Source organism: Isosphaeraceae bacterium EP7, from assembly GCA_038400315.1.
Taxonomy (GTDB): Bacteria; Planctomycetota; Planctomycetia; order Isosphaerales; family Isosphaeraceae; genus EP7.
In genome coordinates, this window is the sequence record CP151667.1 from 5,203,462 (window position 1) to 5,216,786 (window position 13,325).

Below are 13,325 nucleotides of genomic sequence, written 5' to 3' on the forward strand. Positions count from 1 at the left end.
AGGCCCCACGGAGCGACTCGAATGGCGATCCTGAAGCGAGTGACCGGCAACCCGTCGGGCCAGATCATCGAGCTCAAGACCGAGACCATCGTCATCGGCCGTTCGCCCGAATGCCAGATCATCCTCGACCCCAACGGCGTCAGCCGGCGGCATGCCGAGATCATCCGGCAGGCCGACGAGTTCTTCATCGCCGACCTCCGATCGAGGAACAAGACGAAGGTCAACGGCGCCGACCTCGACCCATCGAAGAAGCACAAGCTCAAGCCCGGCGACCGGATCAACATCTGCGACGTCGAATTCGTCTATTACCTCACCCCGCCGAAGGGCCCGGCCGCCGGCGACGAACTGGTGCTCACCGACGGCCAGGACGACCCGGCCATCCACACCCTCGACGCATCGAGGTCGAGCACGCTGGCCAGCGCCGTCCGCCCCGAGGTCAAGCTCAAGGCCATCCTGGAGATCGCCCGCAGCCTCTCCACCGAGCTGCGCGTCGACTCGCTGGCCCCCAAGATCCTCACCTCCTTGATGGACCTTTTCCCCCAGTCGGAACGCCTCTTCCTGATCCTCCAGGACCCCGAGACCAAGCGCCTCATCCGCAAGGCGTTCAAGTTCAGGCCCACCCGCCGCCCGTTCGGACTGAACCACGACGACGAGGTGCCGATGAGCATCAGCCGCTCGATCGTCAACCACGTCCTCGTTAACAAGCGGGCCGTTCTCAGCCAGGACGCCGGCGAGGACAAGAACTTGCCGACGAGCATGTCCATCGCCGACCTGAAGATCAGGTCGGTGATGTGCGTGCCGCTGCTGACGCCCGACGGCCAGGCGCTTGGGATCATCCAGCTCGACACCAGCGACCGCAAGCAGTTCCACCAGGATGACCTGGACGTGCTGGCCGCCGTCGCCAGCCAGGCAGCCATCGCCATCCAGAACGCCGCCTTGCACGAGGGGCTCATCGCCCGCGAGCGGATCGAGCGCGACCTGAAGATCGCCGAGCAGGTGCAGAAGAGCTTCCTGCCCAGTTCCGTGCCCAAGATTCCCCGCTACGAATTCTTCGCCCACTACAACCCCGCCTACGAGGTGGGGGGCGACTATTACGACTTCGTCCCCCTGCCCGGCAACAAATGGGCCATCGCCCTGGCCGACGTCTCGGGCAAGGGGGTGGCCGCCGCCCTGATGATGGCCAAATTCTCCGGCGACACTCGCTACTGCATCCTCACCGAAGACAGCCTGGGCAAGGCGGCAGGTGCCCTGAATGACCTGCTCTGCGAGGCCGGCATCGAGGAGAAGTTCATCACGATGAGCCTGAACCTCCTCGACCCAGCGAGCGACACCCTGACCCTCTGCTCGGCGGGGCATATCCCCGTGCTCGTGCGGCGGGCCAACGGCACGCTCGAAGAGGTTGGAGAGGAGATCGCCGGCTTCCCGCTGGGAATCCTTCCCGGGACGGAATACGGCCAGACCCAGATCAAGCTCCATCCCGGGGACATCGTCATTATCTACTCCGACGGCGTGACCGATGCCCGGAGCCCCAAGGAAGAGCTGTTCGACACCCGCGAGAATCGCCGGGTCCTCAAGCGAGTCGCCGAGCTCTCCGGCTCGCCCGAGTCGGTCGGCAAGGCGATCCTCCAGGACATCCGCGAGTTTTCCGACGGCCACCCGCAGGCCGACGACATCACTTTGATCTGCTTCGGGCTCCTAGCCACCTGACAGAGACGCCCCGAGATCGACCGATTATCCGAACGACCGCCGCCCGCTCCGCACGAAGACCCGAGGCCCGTCCGATGTCCCTGAAAGTTGCCAACGTCCGCCTGGAGCTGGGCGAGCCCGAAGACATCCTCCCCGAGAAGCTCGCCGGCCGCCTGGGCCTGCCGGCGGGCGAGATCGCGCGTTGGCGAATCCTCCGCAAGAGCCTCGACGCGCGCCGGCACGACGACATCCATTTTGTCTATGCCGCCGAGGTCGATCTCCCCGAGGTCGAGGCCGACGGCCGATTGATGGGGCCGGGTATCGAGCCCTTCGTCGCCGATCATTTCGACTGGCCGCAGGTCGGAACAGCTCCCCTTGAGCATCGCCCCGTCATCATCGGCGCCGGCCCCGCGGGGCTGTTCGCCGGGTACATGCTCGCCATCGACGGCTACCGCCCCATCGTTTTGGAACGCGGCCAGGACGTGAAGCAGCGGGTGGCCGACGTCCGCGCGTTCGACTCCGGCGGCCCCGTCAATTCGGAGAGCAATTATCTCTTCGGTGAGGGGGGCGCCGGCACCTTCAGCGACGGCAAGCTGACCAGCCGAGGTACCGGCCCCGACGTCCAGCGTGTGCTCGAGATCCTGGCCGAGTGCCACGGCAAACCCTCGATCGTCTACGAGCACAGGCCCCACCTCGGCTCCAACCGGCTCCCCCTGATCGTCCGCACGATCAGGCGGAAGATGGAAGACCTGGGGGGCGAAGTCCGCTTCAATTGCCGGGTCGAAGACTTCGACATCGCCGATGGCCGCCTGAAGGGGCTCTCGACCAGCTCGGGCTACCTGGCCTGCGACCTCGCCGTGCTCGCCATCGGCCACAGCGCCCGCGATACCTACCACGCCCTGCTCCGCTCCGGCGTCCCGCTGGAAGCCAAGGCCTTCCAGATGGGCGTGCGCATCGAGCAGCCCCAGAAGCAGGTCAATGAAGCCCGCTACGGCCGTCAGGCCGAGGCCTCGGCCCTGGGCGCGGCCGACTACAACCTGGTGGCCCACGCCGGGCGCAAAGACCTCTTCACGTTCTGCATGTGCGCCGGCGGTTATGTCATGCCCAGCGTCAGCGAGCCCGGCTATTTCTGCACCAACGGGATGAGCGAGAGCCGGCACGACTCCCCGTTCGCCAATAGCGGGATCGTCGTGACCGTGACCCCCGAGGACACCGGCAGCCACCATCCCCTCGCCGGGATCCACTACCAGCAACGCGCCGAACGCATGGCCTACCTCGCCGCGGGGCGCAACTACAACGCACCCATCCAGCGTGCGAGCGACTTCCTGAAAGGGCGGGCCAGCCGGGGCAAGCTCCCGTCGAGCTATCCGCGAGGGACCACACCCATGGACCTAGGCACGTTCCTCCCGCCCCTGGTGCTGGAGGCCCTCGAACGCGGATTGCCGATCATGGATCGGAAATTCTCGAACCTCTTCCTCCGCGACGCCACGCTGACCGGCCCCGAGTCCCGCGGCAGTTCCCCCGTACGGATTCCACGAGACGACGAGACCCGTCAGAGCCCGATCGTCGCCGGGCTCTACCCCTGCGGCGAGGGGGCCGGGTATGCCGGCGGAATCATCAGCGCGGCCGTCGACGGCCTGCGCACGGCCCGCTCGATCGTCGCCCGCCATGCAAGGGCGGGCGGCTGAATCGGGATCAGAAGAACTCGCGGATCGGCTCGCCGCCGCCGTCGACGATGAATCGGGGGCGGCCGCTGCCGTCGACATACGTCGTCTCGAGCGGCACGCCCATGTGTCGATAAATCGTGGCGGCGATGTCACCGGGAGTCACGGGCCGGTCTTTGATGTGGCCGCCGTCCAGCTCGGTCGAGCCGATGACCTGGCCATGCCGCAACCCGCCGCCGGCGACGATCATCGACATGACGTAAGGCCAGTGGTCGCGGCCGTCGGTGCTCCCCTGGGTCCCCATGTTGGGAGTCCGCCCGAACTCACCCATGCCCAGGACGAGTGTGTCGTCCAGCAAACCGCGCTCGTCCAAGTCGTCCACCAGGGTCGTGAACAGGTGGTCGAACAGCGGCAGGAGCGGCTTCAACCCCTTGGAGATGCCGCCGTACGGGGGGATGTTGTCGCCGTGGGTATCCCAGGTCCCTGAGGCGGTATGATAGCTGAGGTCAAGGGTCACGAACGCGACTCCCGCTTCCACCAGACGCCGGGCGAGCAGCGCCTGCTGAGTCCAGAGGTGCTTTCCGTAGCGTTCGCGGACCGACCGAGGTTCGAGGTCGATATCGAACGCGTCGCGGGCCCGTCGTCCGACCAGCATCTCGACCGCCTGCTGGCCGTAGTCATCTAGCGCAGCCATCGAAGGCGACGCGTCGAGCTGCGCCCTCAGCAAATCGAGATCGCCGAGCAGCGACCGCCGGCCGGACAGCCGATCGCGGTCGACACCCGCGGGGAGCCTGAAGAAGTCGGCCCCGGTCATCTGACCGCTATCCACGCCGACGTCGTTGTAGACCGGTAGCTTGCAGGCGGAATTGGCGATGAACGGGTCAAACTTCTTGCCTAGAAAGCCCGCGTGCGCCACGTGCGACCGCGACGTCTGGAAGGCGACGTAAGCGGGGATGCCCGGCCGATTTGCCCCGTGTTCCCGGGCGATGACCGAGCCGAACGACGGGTACATGTCGCCGCTGGCGGGATTCAGCCTCGGCTCGGCATCGAGGTTCGCCGTCTGCATCACCTTGTTCGGCTCGTGATTGCTGAACCGGCAATCGACCGACCGGATCACGCTGAACTTATCGAGCATCGCGGCCGATTTCGGCAGATGCTCGCAGAAGTGGACGCCAGGCACCTTCGTCGGGATGACGCCGAACGGCCCGCGGTTCTCCAGAGGGCGCGACGGCTTCGGGTCCCAGGTGTCGATCTGGCTCGGGCCCCCCGCCATCCAAAGCAGGATCACGCTCTTGCCCGCCGACGCGCGACCGGTCTTCTCCCCGGCGCCGAGTGCCCGACGCCTGAGAAGCTCCGGCAGGCTCAGCCCGGCCAGCCCCGCCAGGCTCGCCTTGAGCATCCCTCGGCGACTGCCCACCACCAACCCTTCACGCTCGCGCGCCCTGAGCGAGGAGAACGCGTGGGAATGGTCGTGTCGCGGAGTCGAACGGCCTGATCCGGGCATCGGGCTCCCCCTCGCTCAAGAAGTCGGCGGGTGGCATTGCGGAGCAGATCGTCGTGCAACCCTCGATTGCCAGATCTTTCTGGGGAGAGGACAGAAAGCTTATCAAATATTCAACCTAGATCAAGCTCTGCATGGCTGAACCGTCCGACTCGCGCAGGTCGAGCGACGCCCAGAGACTCGGGTCTTCACCGACCGGGAACTCGCGGCCGATCCCCAGATAAAGGTCGTCCCGCTCCTGATCGGTCACCTGGATGAGCAGCCCGAGTCTGCGGTTCGTCTCGGGGTCGAAGCCGTGCAGGGCCGTCGACCACAGGAACATCTCCAGCCTCCAGCCCCCTTTGAAGATCTCGGACCGGGCTTCGATGCTCCCCTTGACCGAGGTCGGCGCATCGGCGATCGCCCGCGCAATTGTCTTCTGGACGAACTCCACATCCTTGCCAGCACCGACAAGCGTCGCCTGGAATCGGTGGCAGAAGCGGCTGCCGCGATGGATGTCGCGCGTGTCTCGGGTGTCAACCCAGACGCCGACGCCCTCGCTCTGGATCCGATAAGGGTCGGCGGAGACGGCCTTCTTCTTGCCGGTCACCTCGACGGAGACCGCCAGCCCGTTGGGATTCCAGGCCACCCGGATGTCGGCCCACGAGTCCTTGCCGTCGAGCTGCGACAGCGAAGGGAGCCGGCACGACTCGGGCAGGTCGAGGAATCGCCCCTTGAGCGAAGGGCGCGGGATGCCGTCGACGCGCGGGCACGACAGGGCCATCCGGAACCAGAACGACTGGGGGATGAGCGGCACGGTGGACATGCGGTTGCCTCAGCGATCGGTGGACGCCCCGATCAAGGCCGGGGTCGGTTCATTCCAGGCGATTGTCGACCTCGGGCTTGGCATGCGGCGAGGGCCTGAATAGCGCCCCGAACAAGGCCGCGACCCCCAGCATGCCGAAGAAGGCGGCCATACTGTAACCCGTCAGGGCCCAGAGCCCGATGCCGATCGACCAGATGCTCGCCTCCATCGCGTACCACCAGCCACGGCCCTGGAGCAGGCACTGGACGATGGACGAGGCGCCGATGACGAACATGATGCCCGGCCACCAGCGACCCGTGTAGAACAAGGCCGCCATCCCGAGCAGCCAGATGGCCGAGCTGATCTGGCCAGCACGTCCTTCGTCGTCGATCGGATCCATCGGACTGATCTCCCGCGCCCGTCGAGCCCCGCATCCCCGATGCGAGGCATTCGCCCGGCGTCGGCAAATCTTGGCCTTCAGCCCCCGGAAATCGAGGCCAGCAGGTTGACCATCTCGATCGCGGCCAGGGCCGACTCCTGCCCCTTGTTGCCCGACTTCAGGCCCGAACGGTTGAGCGCCTGCTCGACGGTGTCGGTCGTCAGCACGCCGAAGATGATCGGCACCCCGGTCGCCAGCGACGCCTGCATCAGGCCCGAGGTGACCCCCCCGGCGACGTGATCATAATGACCCGTCTCGCCGCGAATCACGGCCCCCAGGCAGACCACCGCCGCGTACTTCCCCCCCTCGGCCAGCTTGCGCGCGACCAATGGGATCTCGAATGAACCGGGTACATAGGCCACGTCGACACGGTCGGCCGAGACGCCGTGGCGCTCGAAGCCGTCGCGGCATCCGGCGAGCAAGGCCTCGGTCACGAGGCTATTGAACCGGGCGACCACGATGGCGAATCGCCCGGCGGGTGGCGAGAAATCGCCCTGGAACAGCGGCATCGGAGACCTCACGGCGAGATTCGGCGGCCGTGCGTGCGGGCGTTGGAAGGCCCGCACGCACGGGGAGATTCAGGAGAGATTCATGCTGATGAGGAACTCGGCGTTCGACTTCGACTTGCGCATCCGGCCGGTCAGCAGCTCCATCGCCTCGACCGGGTTCATGTCGTTCAGGACCCGGCGGAGGATCCAGACCCGGCGCAGCTCGTCGGGGTCCATCAGCAGCTCTTCGCGGCGGGTGCCCGAGCGGTTGACGTCGATGGCCGGCCAGACCCGCTTGTCGACCAGTCGTCGGTCGAGGTGCAGCTCCATGTTGCCGGTCCCCTTGAACTCCTCGAAGATGACGTCGTCCATCCGGCTGCCGGTCTCGATGAGCGCGGTGGCCAGGATGGTCAGGCTGCCGGCTTCTTCGATCTTGCGGGCGGCGCCGAAGAATCGCTTGGGCTTCTGCAAGGCCGACGCGTCGATGCCGCCGGTGAGGATCTTGCCCGAGTGCGGGGCCTCGGTGTTATATGCGCGGGCGAGCCGGGTGATCGAGTCGAGCAAGATCACGACGTCCCGGCCGTACTCCACCATCCGCTTGGCCTTCTCGATGACCATCTCGGCCACCTGGATGTGGCGGCTGGCGGGCTCGTCGAAGGTCGAGCTGATGACCTCGGCGGTCGGCCCCTTGACCGACCGTTCCATGTCGGTCACTTCTTCGGGCCGCTCGTCGATGAGCAGGACCATCACGTAGGCATCGGGGTGATTGGCCAGGATGCTGTTGGCGATCTTCTGGAGCAGGATGGTCTTGCCGGTGCGCGGGGGGGCGACGATCAGGCCGCGCTGCCCCTTGCCAATCGGGGTCACCATATCGACGACCCGCATGTTCAGGTCGTCGGGCCCCGTCTCCAGGATCAGGCGGCCGGTCGGGTGCATCGCGGTCAGGTCGTCGAATCCGACCTTCTCGCTCAACTTGTCGGGGTCTTCGTAATTGATCGCCTCGACCCGCAGGAGGGCGAAGTAACGCTCGTTCTCCTTGGGGGGGCGGATCTGGCCGGCGACGATCGCACCGGTCTTCAGGCCGAAGCGGCGGATCTGGCTGGGCGAGACGTAGATGTCGTCCGGGCAGGGAAGATAGTTGTAGTCGGGGCTGCGCAGGAAGCCGAAACCGTCGGGCAGGACCTCGAGCGTCCCCTCGCCGAACATCAGGCCGTTCTGCTTGACCCGTTCCTTGAGGATCTTGAAGATCAGGTCCTGCTTCTTCAGGCCCGTGTACTCGGCCACACCCTCCGCCTTGGCGGTGCGAATGAGCTGCGGCATCGTCATCTTCTGCAGTTCGGTGAGATGGATCTCCCCGCGCTTGATGTCCTCGTAGCGGTCGTGGATCTCGGTGTCGCCGAACGCGTCCTCGTCGCCTTCGAACTCCGCGTCCTCCTCGAACCCGTCAGCCGGCGAGCGTTCGTCCTGGGGGTGCCCGGCGTGCACCTGGGCCGCCGCGTGCTGATCGGCTCGGGGGGCGTGCGAGGCGGGCATCGAGTCGCGGACGACCCGAACGGCGGGCCCATCGGAGTGCGAGCCGAAGCCGTCCTTCTGCGGCGCCTGGCCGTCCCGCTGGGGGGCCTGGATCTCGCGCTGCGGGGCCTGGGCGTCGCGCTGCGGAGTGGGGAGGGGCCGGGTCCTGCCGATGGGCGAGGCGGCGACCTCGCGCTCGACCCGATCTCGATTGAGCCGGTCGCGGATGCTCATCCCCCCCTCGCGGGGCCGGTCGATGTACCTCGGCGCCGGCTCGCGCTCGGGCGCCGGTCGAGCCTCGGCGCCGTGGACGGGCCGTGCCTCGACCTCGGCAACTGCGGGGGCGGGGACGGGGGGCAGTTCGACCGGCTCGGGCGACGGCGCAACGGCCGAGTCGTCCGCGGGCGACGGCGTCGAGACGGCGGTCTTGCGGAGGCGAGGCGAGCCGGACGACTCCCGGCGTGGACGCGTCTCGTTGGCCATGTCGATCGGAGCTCCTCGTTGGCAATCATCGCGACCCGGGGCGGCCGAGGCGGCCGGGCCGGGGGCAAGGGCGGGGGGGCCGCGGAGAGCCAGGACGGCGCCGCGGGTGGGTTCGGAGTCGGTCGTGCGGGAGACGTGATCGGGTCGATGCGTGGAGGAGATTTCAGGAGCCGGAATTGCCGCGCCCCGAGGAACGCCTGGGACCGCCCGGGGGCTTGAAGCGTCGTCCGCCCCTCGTGGGGGCCCCGCTCCCGCCCGGGCCAGGAGTCGGGCCACTCCGGTCGGCCCGCTTGGCGGCCGCGACCTGGCGGCGGATGGCCGCCTCGCCGTGCTTCTTGCGGTTCTCCGCCTTCAGGTCGGCCCAGAATTGATCGACGGTGGCGCGAAGTTGCTCCTCATCCCCATGGTTCAGCAGCACCCGGTCGACACTCACCCGCTTGCGATCGACGGAGAGCTGAGAGGCCTCGCGGCGCTTCAGCTCATCGGCCGTCCAGCCCCTCGAGGTGGCCACCCGCTCGATCCGAGCCGACTCGGGTGAGTCGACGAAGATGACCAGGTCGCACAGGTCGGCCCAGCCGGCTTCGAGCAGCACCGCGGCGTCGAGGATGATCATCCGGTGCTGCTTGCGTCGCAGCACACGGCCGATCGCCTTCTCGAAGGTCCGACGCATGGCCGGGTGGAGGATGTCCTCCAGCGCGAGCCGCTCGTTCGGATTGGAGAAGACGATCCGCCCGAGCGCCTTGCGGTCGACCTTGGCGAGCTCGTCGGGCCCTTCGGGCTCGGCGAAAACCGAGGGGCCGAAGTGCTCGCGAATCGAGTCGCGTGCCGGCGACTGATCGAGCAAGGCGTGCCCGACCTTGTCGGCATCGATGACGAAGCCGTCGTGCTCGGCCAGCAGCGCAGCGACCCGGCTCTTGCCGGAACCGATGCCGCCGATCAGGCCGATGACGGGGATCAGGCCGTGGAGCCAGGGGCCGGGCGAGCTGCGCGGCGATTCAGATTCGTTGCGGGTGGGGTGGGCCATGAGCCGTGGTCGAATTGGGAGATCGGATGGATGTGAATTGGTGTGGAGACGCGGGCAGGGGTCGATGCGGAATCGAAGTCTTCGCGAGAACGCCGGATCGACAACTGACGAAGAATCGTCGCACGACCTGTCTTGATTCTTGCAGGCAGCCTCACCCGTCGCAGGGTCGAGGAAGCTCGTCACCGAGGCCGGTGTTCAGTTGAAGTGAATCGAAAGGCGGTAGTGAACGTGAGAAAGTCCCGAGATGATCAACCCCGACCCGGGGCACGGTCAGAGCGAGGCGCTCAACCGGAGATCATGATGGGCGGTGCAAGACCGTTGAGCGGGAAGCAAGCAGACGATGTCTCTTTATACCCCGGTGGCATCGCGCTCGCAACTCCATTCCGTGGCACGGACCAATTTGTCACATGAAAACCCGGAATTTCAGGCGGGCCGCACATCCAGCCAGTTGGGCCCGACGGAGACGTCGACTTTGAGGGGGACATCCAGCGTCAGCGCCGTCGTCATCGACCGCCGCACCAGCTCCGTCAGCGCCGGAATCTCCTCGTCGGGGGCCTCGAACAGCAACTCGTCGTGGATCTGAAGCATCAGGCGGGCCTTGAGCCCCTGCCGCCTCAGCTCGGAGTCGACCAGCAGCATCGCCTTCTTGATCAGGTCGGCCGCAGACCCCTGGATCACCGTGTTCACCGCGAATCGCTCGGCCTGCGTCTTCATCCGCTCCGACGTGTTCTTGATCCCCTGGATTGGTCGCCGTCGTCCCAGAATCGTCTCCACCCGCCCGGTCGCCTGAGCAGACTCAAGCGTTCGGCGTATGAAAGCCGCAACCCCCTCATACTCGCGGAAATAAGCGTCAATGAATGCACCGGCATCCTTCTGACTGATCCCCAGTCGGGCGGCCAGTCCGAACGCCTGGATCCCGTAGATCACGCCGAAGTTGACCGTCTTGGCCATCCGCCGCTGGGCGCTCGTCACCTCGGCCTCGGGCACGCCGAAGATCCGCCCGGCGACCGCCGCGTGGATGTCGTGGTCGCTGGCGAACGCGTGCACCAGCGCCGGATCCTTCGAAAAATGCGCGAGCACCCGCAGCTCGATCTGCGAATAGTCGGCCGTCAGGATCGACCACCCCGGATGGCCCGCGACGAACGCCTGGCGGATTTGCCGGCCGTCCTCGGTTCGCACCGGGATGTTCTGCAAGTTCGGGTCGCTGGAGCTGAGCCGACCGGTCGCCGTCACCACCTGGTTGAACGACGCGTGGACGCGGGCGTCGACCGGGTGGACCAGGGTCGGCAGGGCGTCCAGGTACGTCGACTTCAGCTTGCTCAGCTGCCGGTGGTCGATCAGGAGCCTGGGGAGCGGGTGCAGCGGGGCGAGTTCTTCCAGGACGTCGGCCGCGGTGCTCGCCTCTCCGCCTGGTGTCTTCTTCGGCGAAGGCAGCTTGAGCTCATCGAAGAGCACCTGACGGAGTTGCAGAGTGGAGCCGATGTTGAACGGATGCCCCGCCAGCGCATAGATCTTCTCCTCGATCTCGGCGATCCTGCCGGCGAACTCGACGGAAAGCTCCGCCAGCCGCGCGATGTCCACCTTCACGCCCACGTCTTCCATCGCCGTCAGCACGGCGATCAAAGGCCGCTCGACCTCATCATAGAGCATCCAGAGCCCCTCCTCGCGCACCTTGGGCGCCAGGATCGCCTCGATCCGCCAGGTCGCGTCGGCATCCTCGCCGGCGTACTCGGCCACCTTGGCCACGTCCACCTTGTCAATCGTCGTCTGCGTCTTCCCTTTGCCGATCAAGGCCGTGATCGGGATCATCGAGTGGTCGAGCAGCCGCATCGAGAGCTGGTCGAGGTTATGGTTCCGCTCGCCGCTTTCCAGCAGGTAGCTCAGCACCATCGTGTCGGAAATCGGCGCCGTGATGTGCAGCCCAGCCCTGCCCAGCACCAGCATGTCATACTTGATGTTCTGGCCGATCTTCTCGACCATCGGATCGGTCAAGATCGGCCTGATCGCATCCAGCGTCGTCGCCAGGTCGAGCACCCTGGCCCCCTCGGGCCCCTTCACAGGCAGGTAATAGGCCTTGCCCTGCTCCCAGCAGAACGAGAGCCCCACTAGCTCGGCTTGCAGCGGGTCGATCGACGTCGTCTCGGTGTCAACCGAGATCCTCGGCTGTTTTCTCAGCTCGACCAGGAACGCATCAAACGCCTCGGGCGTGTCCACCGACACATACTCGGCCACCCACGCGGCTTGTTCGGGGCGTGGAGCATCCCCCAGGTCACGCAAGAATGTATGGAACCCGCATTCCATGCAGAGCGTCCGCAGCGCCGGAATGTTCGCCTGGCTGACCTTCAGGTCGTCCCAGTCGATCCCCAACTCAAGGTCATCCTTCAGCTCGATCAGCACCCGCCCCCGGCGAGCCGTCTCGGCATGCTCACGCAAATTCTCCTTGCGCTTGGCCCCCGCCACCTTGTCGATATTGGCGAGCAGGTTGTCCAGGGTCCCGAACTGCTGGAGCAGCGTCGTCGCGGTCTTCAGGCCGATCCCCGGAATCCCCGGCACATTGTCGACCGTGTCGCCCGTCAGCGAGAGCAGGTCCACCACCTGATCGGGCCTGATCCCCCAGTCGGCCAGCAGCGCCGCCGGGTCCATGATCTCATCCTTGCGCAAATTCACGATCTTGACGTGATCCGACAGGAGCTGCCGAGCGTCCTTGTCGGCCGTGCAGATGTAAACGTCCATCCCGCGCGCCTCGCCCTGCCTGGCAAGCGTGGCGATGACGTCATCGGCCTCGTACCCGGGCTGGATCAAGACCGGCACGTCGAAGCCTTCGAACACCCGACGGATCACCGGAATCTGCGAGACCAACTCGACCGGCATCTCGGCCCGCTGCCCCTTGTACTCCGGGAAAATGTCCGACCTGAGCAGCTTCCCCCCGCCGTCGAACGCCGCCGCCAGATAATCCGGCTTCCGCTTGCTGAGCAGGCTCAAAACATCCCTGAACATCCCGAACGTCGCATTCGTCGGCTGCCCACCCGGCCCCGCCATCTCCTTGGGAATGGCGTGGAAGTTCTGGAAGATCAGCGAATACGCATCCAGAACATAGAAGACGGGTCGGGCAGTCATTGGGCAATTCTTCTGGGGAGAAGGGAAAGGCCGGACGCGAACGGCAGGCTATCTCTCCGCCCGATGACCGTCAAGGCAAGCAGAGTCAACGTCAGGATCGAGCGGGAATCGTCGTCGCAGCACGAATAAGCCTCTGGCCCATCCAGGCTGAGGAAAAAGGCTTCTCTCGACCTCGTCAGAACATCTAAAACCGAAGCCCAAGGGAATCGATCTCTGCAATATTCTCGATAATATTCACCGTTGCTTATCCTTGCGACCATTTCGAAATCGCCGAAGGAAGCCAGGGAAGGATCGCGATCGTCGGCTCAGGTCGATGGCCCGAGACCGTGAGATCCCTGAGGACAGGCTCGCCCGGCCGTTTGGCGAAGGGCCCTATTGCGGGTTGCCGAGAAATAAGCCGCAGTGTTTGCAGTATGCCGTCGGCACCGTGTTATACCACGACTGGGCAAAACTCTTATCACAGCAAGGGCAGCGAAAGTGGATGATTGAGTACCATGTGACGAGGCAGACAACCCAGCATGTGAAGAACCCAACGACGAAGAGGGCGATCAGAACGAAGCGGCTGGCTAGGCCGAACTCGTCCTGGAATTTCATGAACAGGGCCACGCCGCCGATGAGAGCCCCGGC

The 13,325-nt window shown here is 66.0% G+C and carries 9 protein-coding genes; 2 read left to right on the forward strand and 7 right to left on the reverse strand.

The window, feature by feature from the left end:
- Positions 1 to 21 precede the first annotated feature (21 nt).
- Together EP7_RS20225 and EP7_RS20230 are read left to right on the forward strand one after the other, a co-directional pair.
- On the forward strand, positions 22 to 1,707 hold the full coding sequence (locus tag EP7_RS20225; RefSeq protein WP_463523960.1) for a SpoIIE family protein phosphatase: 1,686 nt from the start codon (positions 22 to 24) through the stop codon (positions 1,705 to 1,707).
- A gap of 74 nt (positions 1,708 to 1,781) precedes the next feature.
- Positions 1,782 to 3,374: an NAD(P)/FAD-dependent oxidoreductase gene (locus tag EP7_RS20230; protein WP_463523961.1), complete on the forward strand. Its 1,593-nt coding sequence runs from the start codon at positions 1,782 to 1,784 to the stop codon at positions 3,372 to 3,374.
- Positions 3,375 to 3,381: 7 nt separating this feature from the next.
- On the opposite strand, the gene EP7_RS20235 is transcribed toward EP7_RS20230, so the two are convergent.
- From EP7_RS20235 to polA, 7 genes are all read right to left on the reverse strand, one after another.
- Complete coding sequence (locus EP7_RS20235) at positions 3,382 to 4,854, reverse strand: DUF1501 domain-containing protein (RefSeq protein ID WP_463523962.1); 1,473 nt, start codon at positions 4,852 to 4,854, stop codon at positions 3,382 to 3,384.
- Positions 4,855 to 4,969: 115 nt separating this feature from the next.
- Positions 4,970 to 5,656: a hypothetical protein gene (locus EP7_RS20240; RefSeq protein ID WP_463523963.1), complete on the reverse strand. Its 687-nt coding sequence runs from the start codon at positions 5,654 to 5,656 to the stop codon at positions 4,970 to 4,972.
- A gap of 49 nt (positions 5,657 to 5,705) precedes the next feature.
- Positions 5,706 to 6,035: a hypothetical protein gene (locus EP7_RS20245; RefSeq protein WP_463523964.1), complete on the reverse strand. Its 330-nt coding sequence runs from the start codon at positions 6,033 to 6,035 to the stop codon at positions 5,706 to 5,708.
- Between the two features lie 77 nt (positions 6,036 to 6,112).
- On the reverse strand, positions 6,113 to 6,583 hold the full coding sequence (gene ribH / locus EP7_RS20250; protein WP_463523965.1) for a 6,7-dimethyl-8-ribityllumazine synthase: 471 nt from the start codon (positions 6,581 to 6,583) through the stop codon (positions 6,113 to 6,115).
- A 69-nt stretch (positions 6,584 to 6,652) separates the two neighbouring features.
- On the reverse strand, positions 6,653 to 8,095 hold the full coding sequence (gene rho / locus EP7_RS20255) for a transcription termination factor Rho (RefSeq protein WP_463528442.1): 1,443 nt from the start codon (positions 8,093 to 8,095) through the stop codon (positions 6,653 to 6,655).
- A gap of 625 nt (positions 8,096 to 8,720) precedes the next feature.
- Positions 8,721 to 9,581: a dephospho-CoA kinase gene (gene coaE, locus EP7_RS20260; RefSeq protein WP_463523966.1), complete on the reverse strand. Its 861-nt coding sequence runs from the start codon at positions 9,579 to 9,581 to the stop codon at positions 8,721 to 8,723.
- A gap of 423 nt (positions 9,582 to 10,004) precedes the next feature.
- A complete protein-coding gene (gene polA, locus EP7_RS20265) occupies positions 10,005 to 12,698 on the reverse strand; it encodes a DNA polymerase I (RefSeq protein ID WP_463523967.1) in 2,694 nt (897 codons plus the stop codon).
- Positions 12,699 to 13,325: the final 627 nt, after the last annotated feature.

What these genes read in the sequence shown, in the direction of transcription:
- EP7_RS20225 (WP_463523960.1), top strand. Translation starts at nt 22, where the DNA reads ATGGCGATCCTGAAGCGAGTGACCGGCAACCCGTCGGGCCAGATCATC.
- EP7_RS20230 (WP_463523961.1), top strand. Translation starts at nt 1,782, where the DNA reads ATGTCCCTGAAAGTTGCCAACGTCCGCCTGGAGCTGGGCGAGCCCGAA.
- EP7_RS20235 (WP_463523962.1), bottom strand. Translation starts at nt 4,854, where the DNA reads ATGCCCGGATCAGGCCGTTCGACTCCGCGACACGACCATTCCCACGCG.
- EP7_RS20240 (WP_463523963.1), bottom strand. Translation starts at nt 5,656, where the DNA reads ATGTCCACCGTGCCGCTCATCCCCCAGTCGTTCTGGTTCCGGATGGCC.
- EP7_RS20245 (WP_463523964.1), bottom strand. Translation starts at nt 6,035, where the DNA reads ATGGATCCGATCGACGACGAAGGACGTGCTGGCCAGATCAGCTCGGCC.
- ribH (WP_463523965.1), bottom strand. Translation starts at nt 6,583, where the DNA reads ATGCCGCTGTTCCAGGGCGATTTCTCGCCACCCGCCGGGCGATTCGCC.
- rho (WP_463528442.1), bottom strand. Translation starts at nt 8,095, where the DNA reads ATGCCCGCCTCGCACGCCCCCCGAGCCGATCAGCACGCGGCGGCCCAG.
- coaE (WP_463523966.1), bottom strand. Translation starts at nt 9,581, where the DNA reads ATGGCCCACCCCACCCGCAACGAATCTGAATCGCCGCGCAGCTCGCCC.
- polA (WP_463523967.1), bottom strand. Translation starts at nt 12,698, where the DNA reads ATGACTGCCCGACCCGTCTTCTATGTTCTGGATGCGTATTCGCTGATC.